The 17,843-nt window shown below is 59.0% G+C and carries 16 protein-coding genes and 1 riboswitch; of the genes, 7 read left to right on the forward strand and 9 right to left on the reverse strand.

All coding sequences use genetic code 11. The features are described from left to right. Positions 1-363: 363 nt before the first annotated feature. From DW171_RS00105 to DW171_RS00120, 4 genes are all read left to right on the forward strand, one after another. On the forward strand, positions 364-2,166 hold the full coding sequence (locus DW171_RS00105) for a C69 family dipeptidase (protein WP_158565508.1): 1,803 nt from the start codon (positions 364-366) through the stop codon (positions 2,164-2,166). Positions 2,167-2,583: 417 nt separating this feature from the next. Then, positions 2,584-3,156: a hypothetical protein gene (locus DW171_RS00110; RefSeq protein ID WP_117803827.1), complete on the forward strand. Its 573-nt coding sequence runs from the start codon at positions 2,584-2,586 to the stop codon at positions 3,154-3,156. A 212-nt stretch (positions 3,157-3,368) separates the two neighbouring features. Next, a complete protein-coding gene (locus tag DW171_RS00115; RefSeq protein WP_118270127.1) occupies positions 3,369-5,120 on the forward strand; it encodes an ABC transporter ATP-binding protein in 1,752 nt (583 codons plus the stop codon). Continuing rightward, entirely contained in the window at positions 5,113-5,859 is a 747-nt protein-coding gene (locus DW171_RS00120; RefSeq protein ID WP_118270128.1) for an energy-coupling factor transporter transmembrane protein EcfT, read from the forward strand. The genes DW171_RS00115 and DW171_RS00120 overlap by 8 nt, the downstream gene beginning before the upstream one ends. 125 nt (positions 5,860-5,984) lie before the next feature. On the opposite strand, the gene DW171_RS00125 is transcribed toward DW171_RS00120, so the two are convergent. Continuing rightward, positions 5,985-6,731, reverse strand: coding sequence for an aspartate/glutamate racemase family protein (locus DW171_RS00125; protein ID WP_233539053.1), 747 nt, complete (start codon positions 6,729-6,731; stop codon positions 5,985-5,987). Positions 6,732-6,815: 84 nt separating this feature from the next. Further along, positions 6,816-8,072 (reverse strand): ATP-grasp domain-containing protein, encoded by a 1,257-nt coding sequence (locus DW171_RS00130; RefSeq protein ID WP_118270130.1) that lies wholly within the window; start codon positions 8,070-8,072, stop codon positions 6,816-6,818. Between the two features lie 393 nt (positions 8,073-8,465). On the opposite strand from DW171_RS00130, the gene DW171_RS00135 reads away from it, so the two are divergent. After that, the gene (locus DW171_RS00135; protein ID WP_117776421.1) at positions 8,466-9,599 is read left to right on the forward strand and encodes a glucosaminidase domain-containing protein; all 1,134 of its coding nucleotides are present in this window, start codon (positions 8,466-8,468) and stop codon (positions 9,597-9,599) included. 37 nt (positions 9,600-9,636) lie between these two features. Here DW171_RS00135 and DW171_RS00140 read toward each other — a convergent pair whose 3' ends face one another. The 7 genes from DW171_RS00140 to DW171_RS00170 form a co-directional block, all read right to left on the reverse strand. Beyond that, a complete protein-coding gene (locus tag DW171_RS00140; protein WP_158549329.1) occupies positions 9,637-11,016 on the reverse strand; it encodes a protein kinase in 1,380 nt (459 codons plus the stop codon). A 98-nt stretch (positions 11,017-11,114) separates the two neighbouring features. Continuing rightward, positions 11,115-11,537 carry an XRE family transcriptional regulator gene (locus DW171_RS00145; protein ID WP_117637494.1) on the reverse strand — a complete coding sequence of 141 codons (423 nt, stop codon included), beginning with the start codon at positions 11,535-11,537 and terminating at the stop codon, positions 11,115-11,117. Positions 11,538-11,569: 32 nt separating this feature from the next. Further along, entirely contained in the window at positions 11,570-12,013 is a 444-nt protein-coding gene (locus DW171_RS00150; RefSeq protein WP_117637493.1) for an FxLYD domain-containing protein, read from the reverse strand. A gap of 164 nt (positions 12,014-12,177) precedes the next feature. Then, entirely contained in the window at positions 12,178-12,501 is a 324-nt protein-coding gene (locus DW171_RS00155) for a hypothetical protein (protein ID WP_147343550.1), read from the reverse strand. 24 nt (positions 12,502-12,525) lie between these two features. Further along, a complete protein-coding gene (locus DW171_RS00160) occupies positions 12,526-12,867 on the reverse strand; it encodes a HigA family addiction module antitoxin (protein WP_117770129.1) in 342 nt (113 codons plus the stop codon). Continuing rightward, on the reverse strand, positions 12,839-13,120 hold the full coding sequence (locus DW171_RS00165; RefSeq protein WP_117635415.1) for a type II toxin-antitoxin system RelE/ParE family toxin: 282 nt from the start codon (positions 13,118-13,120) through the stop codon (positions 12,839-12,841). The genes DW171_RS00160 and DW171_RS00165 overlap by 29 nt, the downstream gene beginning before the upstream one ends. A gap of 102 nt (positions 13,121-13,222) precedes the next feature. Next, the gene (locus DW171_RS00170) at positions 13,223-14,410 is read right to left on the reverse strand and encodes an N-acetyldiaminopimelate deacetylase (RefSeq protein WP_117779278.1); all 1,188 of its coding nucleotides are present in this window, start codon (positions 14,408-14,410) and stop codon (positions 13,223-13,225) included. 145 nt (positions 14,411-14,555) lie between these two features. After that, positions 14,556-14,724, forward strand: a riboswitch (Lysine riboswitch). Between the two features lie 65 nt (positions 14,725-14,789). Between DW171_RS00170 and dapA the strand changes: the two genes are divergently transcribed. Further along, positions 14,790-17,099, forward strand: a complete 2,310-nt coding sequence (gene dapA, locus DW171_RS10270) for a 4-hydroxy-tetrahydrodipicolinate synthase (protein ID WP_118270131.1) — start codon at positions 14,790-14,792, stop codon at positions 17,097-17,099. Continuing rightward, on the forward strand, positions 17,092-17,832 hold the full coding sequence (gene dapB, locus DW171_RS00180; protein WP_233503837.1) for a 4-hydroxy-tetrahydrodipicolinate reductase: 741 nt from the start codon (positions 17,092-17,094) through the stop codon (positions 17,830-17,832). Before dapA ends, dapB begins: the two co-directional genes overlap by 8 nt. Positions 17,833-17,843 lie beyond the last annotated feature (11 nt).

A 17,843-nucleotide genomic window follows, 5' to 3' on the forward strand; every position in this document is an offset into this window, starting at 1 on the left:
TTTGGCCATGCTCATCGGCTATGCGATTAACGTTATCCACCGCCGGAAGAAGTAATTCCACATTGGTATGATATTCATCCAATCATCGTCTCCCCCGTTGTTTATGCATTTGCCAAACAGCGGGGGATTTTTCTTTGCGCCCCGTGCAAGGTGCTTTATTCAGGTAGAGTAATTGCAGGGTGCCTTTATTTAAGTAAAGCTACATAATGAGTATTCTTATCCGTTCATCGCATATTTTAGGACGCTCATCGAGTATTTCATCGAAATAGATGAATACTCTTTAGACTTCCTATAGGCTAATAGATGTATTTATTAGCTGAGATTCCACATAGCTTTGCGGGGTCTCAACAGTTGGGAGGGATTATGAGGTTTACTCATCCTGTCAACACGCTCAAGAAGCTCGGCTGCGGCCTTGCGTTTGGAGCAGCGGCTATCATGGCCATGCCGACTTCGGCACTCGCCTGCACCCAGATCTACATGGGCAGCAAGCTGACGGCAGACGGCAACACGTACTACGGCCGTTCCGAGGACTTCGGTCCGCGCTACATCAAGCACTTTGGCATTGAGCCCGCACACAAGGACGGCAACGAGTACACCTCGGTCGAGTCCGGTTTTGAGTACAAGTCCAAGGGCGCAACCTACCGCTACACCTTCGTTCGCGACAACCCCTCGCAGTGGGAAGATCGCTACGACGCATATTCCGAGGCAGGCATCAACGAGAAGGGCGTCTCCTGCTCTGCCACGTTGAGCACCTCCTATAACGAGAAGGCCGAAGAGGCCGACCCCATCACCGAGGAGACTGGCATTGGCGAATACAACTACGCCAGCGTCATTCTGGGCGAGAGTGCCACGGCCCGCGAGGGTGTCGAGCTCCTCGGCAGCCTGATTGACGAGCAGGGCGTCTGCTCCAACGACCAGATCATCATTGCCGACAACAACGAGACCTGGTTGTTTGCAGCGCTTTCCGGCCATCAGTGGATCGCCATGAGGCTCACTGACGATATCGCCTCGCTCAACCCCAACATCGGCAACCTCACCTATGACGTCGACCTCGACGACACCGAGAACTGCCTCCACTCCGAGGGCATCGAGTCTATGCCTAAGGAGAAGGGCTTTGCCGAGTACACCGACGGCAAGTTCGACGTCGCCAAGACCTACGGCGAGGAGATTGGCGAGGCCGGCATGCACCAGTGGTCGCGCTATATCCAGGGCCGCGATTACTTCATGGCTCCGCTTGCCGAGGGCACCGACTACGAGATCGTCAAGGACGAGCGCGAAGACGCTCGCGCGACGACCGGCGCCCTGGTCCACGAAATGCAGCCGCTGTTCTTTACGCCCGGCAAGTCCGACTGGAACACCTTTGAGATGATTCGTTCCTTCGCCGCTCGCGGCGAGAATGTCGCCGGCCTCAACGCCAACACCGACGGCGCCTATGCCATCGGCTCCAACCGCAACACCGAAATCCACACCTTCCAGATCCGTCACGGCATGGACCCCGAGATCGCGACCATCCAGTGGGAGATGCTATCCAACGCCGAGTTCTCCGTCGCCATCCCCCTCTATTCCGCACTGCTCACCGAGGTCAGCCCCTACTTCAGCGATCAGGATGTCTCCTTCGATCACTGCGAAGAGGAAGACGTCGTGAACAACGAGGAGCCCAAGAACTCCATCAACTACGTCCTCATGGACATCAACACGCTCGCCTATGAGAACCGCGACCACTGCGCCGCCGGCGTCCGCGCCTATCTCGACGCCCTGCAGAAGGAACTCATCGAGCAGAACCTGACCGTCGACGAGGCCATGCAGGCCGAAGAAGGCACCGAAGCCCGCACCGCCCTGGCCAACAAGGCCGGCAAGGCTGCAACCAAGAACACCTATGTTAAGTGCAAGGCCATGCTCGAGGAGATGCGCGACTACCTCCAGGAGGGCGATTTCTCCGAGGAGTTCGTCCCGAGTGACTACGATGCTGACAACGACTGCCTGGTCGAGTCCATCACCTACGCCGACGAGGCCCTTTCCGATGAGGACGTGGCCGAGCCCGAGGCCGAAAAGAAAGAGGTCACCGAGGAGAAGTCCGAGGGCAACAACATGGCCGCCATGGCCGTTGGCGCCGTCGTCATCATCGGTGTCTGCGTCTACGTGATCTATCGTCGCAAGAAGGCCTAAGGCCCTCATGTCTTAGCTGAGCGGACAAGGCAGCCATGGCAGCCTCGCCCGCTTAGCCCGCTCTTTTGACCGACGGGAAACCCGGGAAACCCGCTTGAAATCTTTTTAAAAAAGATTTCCCCGCACACACTTCGCTGTGCTATAGTGCAGCGCAACAGCAACTAGGTGCGACCGCGCCACGGCATCACGAAAGGAGCCACCAACATGAAGAACACGATGAAATCTCTCAACAACTGGTGGTGGCGTGATGCGAATACGATCGGTCGACAGTGAGTCCCTCACGCCTGTTTTTGCGCTCTAGGTGATTGGAAGGCCTCCGGTTTCGACCGGGGGCCTTTTTCTATCTCGAGCCCAATCGCATTCGCATCACGCGCCTCCGCTTTTCTCTTGCAATCCCCTTCCGAAAGGATTTTCACCATGTCTCAGAACACCACCGCCACCCAGCCCCGCACCGTCCAGACCGCCGACCGCGGCAAACTCGATGTCCGCGCCCTCGTCCTGCTCGCCATCCTGCTCGCCGCCGGCTTCATCCTCAACTTCACCGTCGGCAAGGCAATCTCGGGCATCTCGGGCGGCATGATCAGCCCCGAGTTCATCATCTCGGCCTTCTGCCTCACCATCCTGGTCGTTCGCCCCAACATCGGCCAGGCGCTCGTCATTGGCCTCATCTCGGCTGCCGTAATCCAGATCACCACCACTTCGCCGTTCATCGATTTTGCCGCCGAGGGCATCGCCGCCATGCTCATGGCCGGCATCGTCAACGGCGCCGGCAAGAACGGTCAGGTCAAGCCCGCCATCGCCATTGTCGCAACCTTCCTGACCACCTTTGTCTCCGGCGTTATCTTCATGGTCATCAAGATGGCCATGCTCGGCGTGGTTGGCGAGCTCGCCGCCGCCATGCTGCCCGTCGTCGCCATGACCGCCGTCTTTAACGCCATTCTGGTCGGTGCCCTCTACTTGCCCATCCAGAAGGCCCTTAGGCTCAATTAACCCGCTCGGCTTTACGAGCCACCCCATCTTGGCGTTCATTCGTCGCTCGCGTACCCAAGTACGCTTCGCTCCTCTTTCGCGCCAACCTGGGGCCCCTCGTAAAGCCGTCTCCGCACTCCACCAACAAAGACTGTCCCAAACAACTAGCTCTTGGGGACGTTCTTAAACGACTAGTCATGTAAGAACGTCCCCAATGACTATGAAAGGTATCCATGGAAACGATCATCAACGTCGACGATGTCTCGTTCTCCTATGGCACGCAGACCGAGCAGGCGCTCAGCCACATCTCACTCGGCGTGAACAAGGGAGATTTCATCGGCATCATCGGGCCCTCGGGCGCCGGCAAGTCCACGCTTGCCGCCTGCCTGTCGGGCGCCGTGCCCCACCACTACACCGGCACGTTCTTTGGGTCCGTCATGGTTGACGGCCACGACACCTGCGAAGCCTCGCTCACCGACGTATCGCAAATCGTCGGCAGTGTGCTGCAGGATATCGACACGCAGATGGTCGCTTCGGTCGTCGAGGACGAGATGCTCTTTGGCCTCGAGAACTTTGGCGTCCCCCATGACCAGATCGAGCAGCGCGTGAGCGAAACGCTCGAGACCGTCGGCATCAGCGACCTGCGCGACCGCGAGATCGCCACCCTCTCGGGCGGACAGAAGCAAAAGGTAGCCATCGCCGCCATCCTCGCCATGCGTCCGCGCGTCTTGGTTCTCGACGAGCCCACCGCGGCACTCGACCCTGCCAGCTCCACGCTGGTCTTCGAGACGCTGCGTGAGGCAAACCGCGCACTTGGAATCACCATCGTCGTCGTTGAGCAAAAGGTCGCCCTGCTCTCGGAGTACTGCAACCGCGTGCTCGTGCTCAACCATGGCGAAATCGCGCTGCAGGGCGAACCACACGAGGTCTTCGCGCATACCGACGAGCTCCGTGCCATCGGCGTCGACTGCCCTCGCGTCACGCGTATCTTCAATAGCCTCGAGGCCGATGGCCTGGTAAGCGGTACCCCTTGCTTGGATGTCGATGAGGCCGAGCGCCTGATTTCGGGCATCGTCGACCCCGCACGCGCGGCCAGCGAAGCCCAGGCGCCCGCCGGCTCCCCGCATGCACCGTCGTTGCGCCCTCATGCCAAGGACGCCGAACCCGTACTCACCTTCGACCATGTTGAGTTTGCCTATCCCAATGGCGGCGCCGCCGTACACGACCTCAACCTGACGCTCTATCCCGGCGAGCTCGTGGGCATCGTCGGCCAAAACGGTGCCGGCAAGACCACGCTCACCAAGCTGCTCACAGGCCTGCTTAAGCCCGCCTCGGGCAGCGTGCGCGTCACGGGACTGGATACCGCAGCCGTTCCCACGAGCCGCATCGCCCGCGAAGTCGCAACCCTCTTCCAAAACCCCGACCGCCAGATCTGCAAGGATACCGTACTCGACGAGGTCGCTTTTGGCCTGGAGCTTGCCGGCATCGACCGTGCCGAGGCTCTGCGTCGCGCTCGACTCGTTATCGACCGCTTTGGCCTGCCTGCCGATGAGGCACCTTTCTCGCTTTCGCGCGGCCAGCGACAAATGGTGGCGCTTGCCTCCGTCGTAGTTGTTGAGCCCAAGATCGTCGTGCTCGACGAGCCCACGAGCGGCCTTGATTACCGCGAGTGCATGACCGTCATGGAAACGGTGCGCACCATGGCCGAGCGCGGCTGCGCCGTTATCATGGTCTGCCACGATATGGAAGTTGTTTCCGACTTTGCCGAGCGTATCGTAGTAATGGCCGACGGTCGCATCCTCGACCGCGGCCGCACGCACGAGCTATTCTCGAACATCGATCTCATGCGGCGTGCCTACGTGGAGCCTCCCCAGGTTATTGAACTCTCGCGCCGTCTGGCATCTTCCGTCTCGCCCGCTTTTGCGCAGGTGAGCGAGGTCACCGATGTCGTTCGCATTACCAAGGAGATGGTCCGCCGTGGTTAACGTCATCGACTACATGCCGGGCGATACGCTGCTGCATCGCCTGAACCCCGTCGTCAAACTGGGCCTCGCCGCCGCCATCATCGTCGGCATCTTCTTGTCCGACACCTACGTGGCGCTGCTGGGCTTTTTGGCACTCACCCTTGCGCTGGGCGCCTATGCCGGTGTCGTCGACCGTCTGTTCTCGCTGCTCAAGTTGCTGATTCCGCTCGCGCTTATCATGCTGGTGCTCCAGCTGGCCTTTATGCGCGATGGCAACGTTGTGTGGGGCTTTATCACCGACACGGGCCTCATCACAGGATCGAAGGCCTGTCTGCGCCTGCTGGGTGTGGCGTTACCGCTCATCCTCATGCTCATGGTGACCAAGCTCAACGACCTTGCCAACGCCTGCGTCGAGGTGCTGCACGTACCGTATCGCTATGCCTTCACCTTTACCACGGCGCTGCGCTTTGTGCCGGTGTTTGGTCAGGAGATGAACGCCATCATGGAAGCGCAGACCACGCGCGGCGTCGAGTACGACACCAAGAACCCTATCAAGAAGCTTAAGCTCATGTTGCCACTGTGTGTGCCACTGCTCATCTCGAGCGTGGGCAAGACCGATGCCACGGCCTTGGCGGCAGAACAGCGCGGCTTCTATCTGCGCACGCGCGCCAGCTCGTACAAGCGCTACCCCATCAAGGGCCTGGACATCGCCGTACTCATCGTCAGCATCGCCCTCATCGCCATCGGCTTCCTGTTCTAGTTCGCCACCGACAGCAACCGCCCAACGCAAAAGGCCTCGGCTCGCACCAAACGAGCCGAGGCCTTTATTGTTTCACCAGATAAAACCTACCAAAATTAACCTGTCCCTTTTTGACGGGTCGGAAGCTAGAGGCGGTAGGGGACGCCGCTGCGGATGATGGATTCGCGCACCAGGACATCCATAGCATCGAGGGTGATCTCGGGCATCTCTCGATACTTCTGCAGCACCGATAGCTCGGTGCAGGCCAGAATGACACGGTCGCAGCCGCTACGGGCGAACTCCCACATCACGCGGTCGAACTTATCCATATCGGGCTCACGTCCGGCTTTCACATCATCGTAGATAAGCGACATCACATCGTTCTGACGTTTCTCGCTGGGATAGACGACCTCAACACCCGCAGCCTCGCATTCGCGGCCGTAGACGCCCGCGCCCACGGTTCCGTCGGTGCCCATGATGCCAATCTTGCGCACCGGCTCGGCCGGCATGCTCAGGTTGGGGTCGAACTCGCACTCCCCCATCACCGCACCCGCAAGGGCATAGCGCACCGACTCACGCGGCATGTGGATAATCGGCACCTTCGTAAACGACTGGATCTGGTCGTAGAAGTAGTGTGACGTGTTGCAGGGAATGGCAATGTGCGCACAGCCCAGCGACTCGAGTGCCTGGGCACACTCTTTCATGGTCGCCAGCAGCTTGGCGTGATCGCCAGTCTTAATGGCAAGCGTGCGGTCGGGCATGGTCGACTTGGAGAGCACCACCATGTCGATATGATCCTGATCGCAGGCAGCAGCCGTATGACGCACTACCTGGTCGTAGTAATACGACGTGGCCTCGGCGCCCATGCCGCCGATAACTCCCAGCTTTTCCATCGCCGCCTCCTTGGTGACGCTTGCGCAATTGCGCGTATCATACCCGCGCCCGCCCGATGTAAACCGGACGGGCGCCGCACTCATCTACTTGTAATACGTCTTGAACAGCTTAAAGTGGCGCAGCTTGGTGTGCCACATGCGCAGCCAGCGGTTAAAGACAAAGTCGCCCTTCATAAACGAAGGGTCGGCGCCCTTGCCTTCCTTGTCCAGGCGATGCACCTTAGCGCGCAGCTCGGGATCCTTGACGTATTTGTCGACGACGCCCATGGGGACGACCATCCACAGCGCCTCGTCCTGCGCCGTCACAAACTCCGGCTCAAACGGGCGGTTGAACACATACTCGTCCACCACATACTTGGCAACGTTAAAGCCACTGTTGGTGACGTAGTAGTTGCTGCGACCCTGGCGCGTGTTGAAATCGAAGAACTTAAACGAGCCGTCGCGCTCGTCGTACTTAACGTCAAAGTTGGAATAGCCCACAAAGTGAAGGTCCTCGAGCAACTTGCGCACGCCACCCATAAGCTCGTCATTGGGCTCGGTGATGATGCAGGCGTGATTACCGACGCCATGGGGCTGATGCTCCTCGAGCAGCACGTGACCCAGGCACATCATGCGGACCTTGCCGTTGCGGTCGGAATAGCTGGTGAGCACGCGCATGTACTCGTCGTTGCCGGGCACGCGATCCTGCAAGATCAGGTCGTCGGTGTAGCCGCTGGCATACGAGTCGCGAATGACCTGTTCCAGCTCGGCGCGGTCGGCAATCTCATAGGCCTTTTTCTGGCCCTCGAACTCGTGCTGCCACCACATGATGCCGTCAGAAGGCTTCAGAATCATCGGGTAAGGAAAATCGATCTGGTCGAGCACTTCGGCAGGTGCCTCGCCCTGGGCATTCAGCATCGCCATGGTGAAGGTAAAGGTATGCGGATAGGGCACGCCATGCTTCTCGCACAGCTCGTAGAAGATCTCCTTCTTCTGGCACTGCTCGAGCATGCTATAGGGAGCGTAAGGCGCGACGATGTTATCCGCCAACTCATGGGCATCCTTGGCCTGAGCCACAAGGGCAACATAGTTATCGCCACAGCCCACAAGGACAATCGTCTTATCGGCATGCGCTTGGGCAATGCCGTTGACGGTTTTGAGCATCACGGGCATGGTGTCGATATCCACGTTGGGCGTGTAGTCGATAATCTGGCTGCGGTACGCGGGACCCGTCTGATACTTGCCAAAGACCAGACTCATGACCTGGTACTCCTCGTAGAAGGCGCGCGCCACCGAATAGGCGTTGATGTCGCCACCGAGCAGCACGGGAATGAACTCGCGCTCTGTAAATTGCAATGCCATGGAAACTTCCTAACATGAACTGCCCACACAACGGGCGGTCTTTGCGCAACTGATTTATTCTAGCGTGCCGAGCCGCCGGTGCCCAAAGCTCCACCGTATCTATGGCAATCAGCGCAATTATCCAGCATGAAATCCGCCCTCGCCGTGATGGGACCCTGTAGTTGCAAAACCCCACATGAGGCGACTTTTGATAAACAAAAACCCTCTCGACAGGGTTCCGTAACGTTAAAGTTGAACTCTATGGTTTCTCAACAATTCATCATAACTGCAGGTCAAAGCCAAAGGGTCAAGTTCAACTTGACCCTTTGGAACCTTTAAGGTTCAAGTTGAGGTCGAAAGCAGTAGTAGAATACCGTTCGAACCATAACCTACGATTGATTGCAGAGGGACTGGATGCAGCATTCGAATCATCGCGCCGCAGCGCTCATTGCGTCGAAGCCGGCTCGTATCATCACGAGCGCCGCGCTCGCCGTTGCGCTGACGGCCACGCCGATGCTCTCCCCCGTTGCGGCGTATGCCGCCTCGCAGGCAACGCAGGACCAGCTTTCAGCAGCCCAGCAAAAGATCGAAGCCGCCACGAGCGCCTACAACGACGCCCGCACCAAACTCGATGACCTGCAAAAGCAGATTGACTCCAATGAAGCAAGCATCGAGGAAATCGAGGCCAAGCTTCCCGAGCAGCAGGCCAAGGCAAGCTCCGCCATGCGCGATCTGTACAAGTATCAGAAGGGCACCAACCCCATCGTGAGCTTCCTGGTCAACGCGCAGAGCCTGGGTGAGTTCATCACGACCTGCAAATACACCAACCAGATCACGAGCTCGAGCGTCGACGAGATCGAACAGCTCAATAACATGCAAACCGAACTCGAGCAGAACAAGGCTGAGCTCCAGCAGGCCAAGTCTCAGCTTGAGGCAGAGCAGAAAAACGCCGAGGATGCGTTGGCTCAGGCCCAGCAGCTCCGCAGCGAGGCGCAGGCAAAAGCCGAGCAGGAAAATGCCGCCGAGCTTGCCAAGCTTGAGGCCGATAAGGCCGCTGCCGCCGAGAAGATCTCGGGCGAGGGCGTAAGCGGCAACAATTCCAGCAGCCAGGCCACCAACACCAACACCACCATCGACACCACGGTGAACAACGCCAATACCGGTAGCTCCGATTACGATTCGTTCATTAATGAGTGGACGAGCCGCATCGACAATTATCTCGCCGGCTCCCCCATGGCAGGCCAGGGCTATAACTTTGCCGTCGCCGCTTGGAATACCGGTGTCGACCCCCGTTGGTCCCCCGCCATCGCCTGCATCGAGAGCACCAAGGGTGCTTATTGCGCCAATTCTTACAACGCCTGGGGCTGGAGTGCCCGTGGCGGCGGTTGGCGCAGCTTTGGCAGCTGGAGCGAGGGCATCTCCGCTCACGTTGCCTATCTGGGCGCCAACTACGGCTCCACCCTTACCCCGGCAGCGGCCAAAAAGTACTGCCCGCCCACGTGGCAGGACTGGTACAACAAAGTCGCCGCTCAGATGAACCGCATCTAGGTGCAACTGCAAAGGGCCCCAATGGGGCCCTTTTCTTTTAGGTAGCGGAGGTATCGACGACGCCGGTCGCATTGGCAACCGCGACTATGACGATCATGCATAGGAGCAGCACACCCAATGCCTTGAGCCAAAGTTTCGCGAGTTTCTTGCCGCGATAGCTGTCGAGCAGTGCGAATCGCCGACGAAGACGGCGCTTATCGAGCAGCGCAAAATGCATAAGCACCATAAGGCCATCGACAAAGAAAAAATACTCGATTATGAGAAACCACGTCGGGTAGCTTTGGTTTGCTCCCGTGGGGTGAAAGACGGCAAAGTGACTTCCGGCAAAGAACACAAGTAGGGAGAAGCAGACAAGCGTATTCCAAATGCGCCCCAGAGACTCCGGAACGCGAGAGAGCGGACCGCATGCAGCGGAGGCGGCAGGCCTAGGAAGCCCTGCGGGGTTCTGGAGCCCTTGGAGCGTCAACACCGTCTCCGAGGCCGGAGTACGGACAGGCGCAGGTGTAGAAGGCCGCACGGGGCGGCTCAGATCGTATGCCGAGCGCGTCGCCCGTCCCAACGCTTCCGCACTCGCAAAACGCTTGGCCGGGTCGAGCGCCATCGACATGCAGACGGCATCGGCAAGTGGAGTGGGAATGCCACGCGCCTCGCATTGCTCGCGCATGTCGAGCCCTGGTTTAGGGTCGACTCCCGTCAAGCAGAAGAACAACAGGGCGCCAAGTGCGTAGACGTCGCTGCGCACACTCGTCTGCCCAAACCCATACTGCTCGGGCGGCGCATAGGGTCGCGTGCCAAACTTGACGGTGTCGGCATCGGCGCCATCGCGCCATACGCGCGCGATCCCCAAGTCGATAATCACCAGCGACGAAAACGTCAGGCCCTCATCGAGCGTACAGTTCGCACCCGTCACGATGATATTCGACGGTTTGAGGTCGCGATGGATCACCGGCGCCGACGTCTCCCCCGCCATTGCAAAACCGGCGTGGAGCTCGCCCACGGCATCGCATAGGGCAGGATACAATTCACGCGCATAATCGGGGGTGGCTCCCAGACGGTCCACCAGCACCCCGAGCGTCTCCCCTTCGATGTATTCCATAACCACGTTGAGCTCGTCGCCCACACGACGACAATCGACGATTCTGGGCAGGTGCTCAAAACGCCTGCCTGCCCGCTGGGCGGCAAATAGACGCTCGTATGCCCCGCCGATTTGAGCCGAAGCATCGATGCGTTTACGGACAAAGGGGCCGAGCGAACCACCGCCGGTTCCTTCAAAGTACACGAGCTCGGTTGTTTCAACGGACGAGCGCTTAAGTACACGCTCCACGCGATAGCTGTCGTCGCGATCGAGCGACGCCAGATGTTCGGCAAGCGCTGCGGTCAGCTCGTCATCGGAATATGTTGTGGTCTGAGTATCCATAGCCTCCATCATAGCGCAGGGCGCAGACACCCCATGGCATCCGCGCCCCGTTCGCTTGCATCGTTGTTCGGCAGCTCCGCCGGCTCAGATATCAGCCGCTAACTCACCGTCTCCTCGCCAAAGCGATACAGCTCCTCGTTGACCTTTTGGAGGCTGCACCCGCGATCGATGCAAAAGATGATAATCGCATCACGGCGATCCTTGCAGTTGAGGACGCTTACCCCGGCAGCCGTCAGTGCACGGTTGGCCTCTTTGAGCGTCAGCGCCATCGCAAAGGCAATCTGCAGCACCTTATTGCGACTCGGGTGACGCGCACCGGTAAAGATCTGATAGCCAAAGGTCTCATTGAGATCGGCCATACGAACCACGCGCGAGCGCTCCAAGCCCTTTTCCTGCAGCAGCTGCTTCAGGTAGTCCGAAAGCGACGGGGCGGCAAAGTCGTGCTCCCTGATATAGCCATCGATGTTCGGCGCATCGAGAAGCTCATTGAGCAGCTCCTCGGTCAGCTTTTTATCGGGCATACGACTTCACCTCCCCCAGTGCATGCAACATGCTAGAAACCGCTTACGTCCGAACGCTCCCAGCTAGCAACCTGGTCGGGAGACACCGTACCCAGCGCCTCGAACTTCCAGGAGCCGCCCGCCTTCAGATGATTGGTGTTTGCAAGAGCCGTTCCAACCTGGTTGCCATCGGCATCATACAGAACATACTCAATCTGAATGTAGCTCTTTTCCTTGTCCGTGTTATTGGTAAGCGTGCCCGTGATCTTATAGGCAAACTGACTGGAGGTGTCTTCAGCCTCGTCAGCAATGGTATACGGTTCTTGCGATTCTTTTTGCTCCTCAGCCTGCTGTGTCGCCTCGGCAGGTTTTGCCGAATCGCTCGCAGACGAATCGGTTGAATTGCCACCCATAGAGCCCACGGCACCGACGATAACCAGCACCACGATGACGCCTAGGACAATCTTGCCGATCGGCTTCTTTCCCTCTTTTGCCATTATTCATCCTTCCTACGATCCGGCTACCGCGCCGGCACACAGCACATCGTAGAAAGGATTGAACTTGAATTCATTAGCTGAGAGCTAAGGTTGCGGTAAACGGCCAATGCAGCTATCCAGACGCCGAGCAAACGCACTTTGCGTGACCGTCTGCTAGCAGCGCATCAACCCACCGTGACGGATTCCCCGGTAAAGGTGCTCACAAGCAACAGGATAAAGAAAACTAAATAGCTGATGCTCAATAGGTAGGCGACGACTAAAAAGATAGTCCATCCAACATTGGTCTTACCATCGGCACGACGTTGCTCGCGAGAACGGCACAGCCAGACCGTCACGCCAATGGCCACAATCAGCAACACGAGTGCCGCTGCTGCCACCCCGGCAAGCGCAAACATCACGCCAATGCTCACAGCAATAACCGGGAGCAGTAGCAAGCCACACCCGCATCCACCCGGGCTATATACGGCAGACTGTCGGCGTCGCCTCATCGTCGCCCCCATCATCTTTGAGCACTACAGTGCGATGGCCCGCTGAACAGGAACGATCTTATCGAGTTCCGGTTCGATCCGCCTTTTCTCGGCCTCAAGGTCAAACGCCACCTGAGCACGCAGCCAATAACCATCCGTCAGGCCAAAATAACGGCAAAGACGGAGGTCGGTGTCGGCCGTCACGCGACGTTTTCCCAAGACAATCTGCCCGATACGCTGAGCAGGAATCCCGGTCTCTTTCGCAAGGCGATATTGAGAAATGCCCATGGGAACAAGAAACTCCTCTTTGAGAAGCTCACCAGGAGTCACCGGCGACAGCAAATCGGCCGAAGTCTCATCACTTGTGATAATCGACGATTTCGACATTCCAAGCCATCTCCTGTCTCCACTCAAAACAGACCCGATAGCGCTCGTTAACACGGATGCTATATTGCCCGGCACGATCGCCCTTCAAAGCTTCCAGGCGGTTGCCCGGTGGAACGCGAAGATCATCAAGCGAAGCACAAACCTGCAGTTGGCGAATCTTCCTCAACGCAACACGCTCAAAGGGCACGAACTTCCTGACCCGCACACCCATGGCAAAGCGTTCGGTATCCTCATCTTTATACGATGCAATCATAGTATCGCCTTACGTTAGTAACGTCAAACGTTTCTATAGACTTACATCTCTATTATATCGTACGTTTGTTCGTATTTTCTAGAACAAATAGTCCTTCACGCCTTAGTCAAGCAAAAGCAATCGTTTGTAGACATCGAGGCCTTTGAGTAGGATTTCCTCGTCGAAGAGCATGCTATCGGTATGCAGAGCGCTTGTGGCATAGGCGGGGCAGCCATCCGAATCACTCGGGTTGTCTTGGTCCTCTGGCATACCCGTGCCCAGCAGGAAAAATACGCCCGGCAGATGGCGTTGATAGAACGCGAAATCCTCGGCAATCAGCAGCGGCTCGTCCACGAGCTGTAACTCGGGCAGAGCAGGCGCGATTCGATCAAACAACTCGGGATCGTTGTCGACCGGCGGATAGCCCTCGGCAAAGTCGAGATCGTACGTGCAGCCCGTTGCAGTGCATGCCTCATCAAGCACGCGGCGCACACCCTCGCGTGCACGGTCGAACATGCCGTCCGTAAACACACGCAAGCTGCCGGCCACATGGGCCTCCCCCGCCACCGCGTTGCAGACGGTACCGGCCTGCAGCAGGCCAAACTTGCCGATACAGGGCTCGTCGGTGCCCAGTTCGTCCATCAGCTCGCGCTCGGTAACCAAAAACTTCGCTGCCGCCAACGCGGCATCGTGTGACTCCTCAACCGGCACACCATAAGTCTTAGCAATATGGATACTCGCACCGTGAATATGGATATGCGTCTCGCTCGAACGCGCCAGCAGCGGACCAGAACAACTCGCCAGCGTGCCGGCAGACAGATCGGGCCACACATGGAAGCCAAAAATGCGGTCGGCCCCATAGCGCTCGAACACACCACTCTCGCATACCGTCTTGGCACCACCGGTCGTTTCCTCGGCCGGCTGGAACACAAAAAGCACGTTGCGTTTAAGTGAACCCGGCTGCTCGCGAATCGTGCGGTCGACATACGTCGCGGCGGCGAGCGCCATGGCCATGTGTCCGTCGTGCCCGCAAGCGTGCATCTTGCCGGGATGAGACGAGGCGAAGGCCGCACCCGTCGCCTCGGCAATGGGCAGCGCATCCATATCCGCACGAATCGCCGTGGCATGCGTGGCACCAACGCCAGCGTCAAAGAAAGCGCAGACGCAGCTGGGGCACGGATGGGTCACCTCGCAGGCAAGCGACGCCAACACGCCCTCGATATAGGCAATAGTCTGCGGAAGATCGAAGTCGAGCTCCGGGATCCTGTGCAAGTCGCGACGATAGCGACGGAGTTCTTGGAGCTCGGTCATAGAGGTTCCTTTCATTGGTGTGCGCCGGTTGCTATCTATTGTGCCGCAAGATTGCCATACCCTTATTTCCAGCATATCCCTGCATTTTTTAAACGTTATATACGAATACTCTTGTTTGGTAAAGTGCAACGTGGTAGGGTCGTTACCACTTGATAGAGGCGCGGGCACGAAGAACCGCGGGCGAGCCGGCAGGCTTTGACCCCGTGGGGAGGCGAAACCCGCCGAACTGGGTTTTTCGGGCACGAACAACCTGGTGGGCCTGTGGGAAACACCCACAGGACTGTCTGCAGCAATGCGGGAGCGCTATCCGGACATTGGGTCCACGCTATGCGGATTCGATGCGCAGATGGCGCCGTCTGGATAGCGAGGTTTACGGGACATGGCATTGACCCCCAACGAGGCATATGCGGCCAAGCAGCCGTTTGTGGACAAGGAGACGCTCGAGCATATCGTCGAGCAGTTCCCCACGCCGTTTCATCTATACGACGAGGCGGGCATCCGCCGCAACATGCAAGAAGTGCGCGACGCCTTTGCATGGAACCCGGGCTTTAAGGAATACTTTGCCGTCAAGGCCAACCCCAACCCGGCGCTCATCTCCATTCTCAACGAATACGGCTGCGGCTGCGATTGCTCGAGCTATACCGAGCTCATGATCGCCCGCTCGCTGGGTATCACGGGACACGACATCATGTTCTCGTCCAACGATACGCCGGCTGCCGACTTTGAGCTCGCCGACAAACTGGGTGCCATCGTCAACTTTGACGACATCAGCCACATCGAGTTCTTTGAGCACGTTGCGGGGCCAATCCCCAAGACGGTCAGTTGCCGTTTTAATCCAGGCGGCCTGTTCCAGCTCTCCAACGGCATCATGGACAATCCGGGGGACTCCAAGTACGGCATGACCACCGAGCAGCTCTTCGAGGCCTTCCGCACGCTCAAGGCCAAGGGCGCCGAGCGCTTTGGCATCCACGCATTCCTTGCCAGCAACACCGTCACCAACGACTACTACCCCAAGCTCGCGCGCATCCTCTTTGAGCTTGCCGTGCGCCTGGAGCGCGAGACCGGCGCACACGTCGCCTTCATCAACCTATCCGGCGGCGTCGGTATCCCCTACCTGCCCGAGCAGCAGGCCAACGACATCCACGCCATCGGTGAAGGGGTGCACACGGCCTACGACGAGATTCTGGTTCCCGCCGGCATGGGCGATGTGGCAATCTGTACCGAGATGGGCCGCTTTATGATGGGCCCCTATGGGTGCCTGGTCACCAAGACCATCCATGAGAAGCAGATCTACAAGGACTATATCGGCGTGGACGCCAGTGCCGTTGACCTTATTCGTCCCGCCATGTATGGCGCCTACCACCACATTACGGTGATGGGCCAACCGGGTGGTGACGACAAGACCACAGCGCCCGCTACGGACACCTACGACATCACGGGCAATCTGTGCGAGAACAACGATAAGTTCGCCATCGACCGCGAGCTGCCGCATATCGACATGGGCGACCTGCTCGTGATTCACGACACCGGCGCGCATGGCTACTCCATGGGCTACAACTACAACGGCCGTCTGCGCTCCGCCGAGGTCCTGCTGCGCCCCGATGGCTCGGCAGACCTCATCCGCCGCGCCGAGCGCCCGGGCGATTACTTTGCCACGCTCGACGTGCTGCCGTGCGGCCGCGAGCTGCTGGCCAAATCGCGCGCCGATGCCGCCCGCCGTCGCGCTCAGGACGAGCGCCTAGCAGTCACCGCCCAATGGAACAAACGCGTCCAGATCGCGGAAGCGAAGGAGAAGAACATGGATATCCGCAATCTCGAGGGCTCAATCGTCGCCCTTGTCACGCCGTTTAAAAAGGACGGCAGTGTCGACTTTGACGCGCTTGAGCGCCTTATCGATTTCCACCTGCAAAATGGCACTGACGCCATCCTCACCCTGGGCACCACCGGAGAGAGCGCCACGATGACCGATGACGAAGACAACTCCGTCGTCGCCGCCGTTGTCAAGCATGTTGCAGGACGCGTCCCCGTCATCGCCGGCTCGGGCTCCAACTCCACGCAAACCATGCTCACCAAGTCGCTCACTTACCAAGGCCTGGGCGCCGACGGCCTGCTGCTCATTACCCCCTACTACAACAAGTCTAACGAAGAGGGCATCTACCAGCACTTTAAGACCGTCGCCGATGCCGTGGACATCCCCTGCATCCTGTACAACATCCCCGGCCGCTGTGGCTGCGGTATCAGCGAGCGCAACGTAGAGCGCTTGGCCGCGCACCCCAACATCATCGGCATCAAGGAGGCCTCGGGCAACGTCGCCTACGCGGCCAAGATCGCCCACCTGCTGTCCGATGACTTCCGCATGTACTCGGGCGAGGATGCACTCACCGTGCCGCTCATGAGCCTAGGCGCTTCGGGTACCATCAGCGTGTGGGCCGACGTACAGCCGCAGCTCGTGCACGACATGTGCCGCGCTTATCTGGACGGCGACGTAGCGCGCGCCCGCGATATCCAGATTGCCGCACAACCGCTCATCAACGCCCTCTTTAGCGAGGTCAACCCCATCCCCGTTAAGGAAGCGCTCGCCCAGATGGGCATGATCGAGGCAAACTACCGCATGCCGCTGTGCCCCATGGCAGACGACACGCAAGCCGCACTTACCGATGCTCTGAAGGGAGCTGGTCTGCTTGATTAAGACCGTCATTATGGGAACGGGCCGCATGGGCTCGCTCATCCGCACTACCGCCGAGGGTATTGTCGATACCGCCGGACAGCCCGTTTTCGACATTGTGGCCCAGATTGGCTTCGATTTGAGCGAGCTCGAGAACGCACCGGCTGCCGATGTGATTATCGACTTCTCGAACGTCGTGACCTTTGACGCCGTCGTCGCCTATGTCGAGCGCACGGGCGCGGCGTTGGTCTCGGGCACCACAGGCTACACTCCCGAGCAGATGGACCGCCTGCGTGAGCTGGGCCAGAACGCCCGCGTCATGCACTCCGGCAATTACTCCATCGGCATCGCAGCCCTGCGTCATCTAGTGGCCCAGGCCACGCGTGAGCTGCCCGGCTTTGACTGCGAGATTGTCGAGACTCACCACAACCAAAAGGTCGACGCCCCCAGCGGCACCGCAAAGCTGCTGCTCGACGCCGTAGTCGAGGCCGAGCCCGAGGCAGGCTACCACCCCGTCTATGGCCGCGAGGGCATGTGCGGCGCGCGTGACCCCAAGGAGATCGGCATGCACTCGCTGCGCGGCGGCACCGTCGCCGGCGTGCACGAGGTGAGTTTCTTTGGCCAGGACGAGGAGGTCACGCTCACCCACCGCGCCACGAGCCGTCAGATCTTCGTCAACGGTGCCTTGGCAGCCGCGCAGAAGCTCATCACCCGCGAACCCGGCTTCTACACCTTCGACCAGGTCATGTTCGCCTAACTAGTTATCAA

Origin of the sequence: Collinsella sp. AM15-2 (assembly GCF_003471985.1) — a bacterium.
Taxonomy (GTDB): Bacteria; Actinomycetota; Coriobacteriia; order Coriobacteriales; family Coriobacteriaceae; genus Collinsella.

What these genes read in the sequence shown, in the direction of transcription:
- DW171_RS00145 (WP_117637494.1), bottom strand. Translation starts at nt 11,537, where the DNA reads ATGCCCGATAAAAAGCTGACCGAGGAGCTGCTCAATGAGCTTCTCGAT.
- DW171_RS00160 (WP_117770129.1), bottom strand. Translation starts at nt 12,867, where the DNA reads ATGTCGAAATCGTCGATTATCACAAGTGATGAGACTTCGGCCGATTTG.
- DW171_RS00170 (WP_117779278.1), bottom strand. Translation starts at nt 14,410, where the DNA reads ATGACCGAGCTCCAAGAACTCCGTCGCTATCGTCGCGACTTGCACAGG.
- DW171_RS00155 (WP_147343550.1), bottom strand. Translation starts at nt 12,501, where the DNA reads ATGAGGCGACGCCGACAGTCTGCCGTATATAGCCCGGGTGGATGCGGG.
- DW171_RS00165 (WP_117635415.1), bottom strand. Translation starts at nt 13,120, where the DNA reads ATGATTGCATCGTATAAAGATGAGGATACCGAACGCTTTGCCATGGGT.
- DW171_RS00110 (WP_117803827.1), top strand. Translation starts at nt 2,584, where the DNA reads ATGTCTCAGAACACCACCGCCACCCAGCCCCGCACCGTCCAGACCGCC.
- DW171_RS00105 (WP_158565508.1), top strand. Translation starts at nt 364, where the DNA reads ATGAGGTTTACTCATCCTGTCAACACGCTCAAGAAGCTCGGCTGCGGC.
- DW171_RS00150 (WP_117637493.1), bottom strand. Translation starts at nt 12,013, where the DNA reads ATGGCAAAAGAGGGAAAGAAGCCGATCGGCAAGATTGTCCTAGGCGTC.
- dapA (WP_118270131.1), top strand. Translation starts at nt 14,790, where the DNA reads ATGGCATTGACCCCCAACGAGGCATATGCGGCCAAGCAGCCGTTTGTG.
- DW171_RS00140 (WP_158549329.1), bottom strand. Translation starts at nt 11,016, where the DNA reads ATGGATACTCAGACCACAACATATTCCGATGACGAGCTGACCGCAGCG.
- DW171_RS00115 (WP_118270127.1), top strand. Translation starts at nt 3,369, where the DNA reads ATGGAAACGATCATCAACGTCGACGATGTCTCGTTCTCCTATGGCACG.
- DW171_RS00135 (WP_117776421.1), top strand. Translation starts at nt 8,466, where the DNA reads ATGCAGCATTCGAATCATCGCGCCGCAGCGCTCATTGCGTCGAAGCCG.
- DW171_RS00130 (WP_118270130.1), bottom strand. Translation starts at nt 8,072, where the DNA reads ATGGCATTGCAATTTACAGAGCGCGAGTTCATTCCCGTGCTGCTCGGT.
- DW171_RS00125 (WP_233539053.1), bottom strand. Translation starts at nt 6,731, where the DNA reads ATGGAAAAGCTGGGAGTTATCGGCGGCATGGGCGCCGAGGCCACGTCG.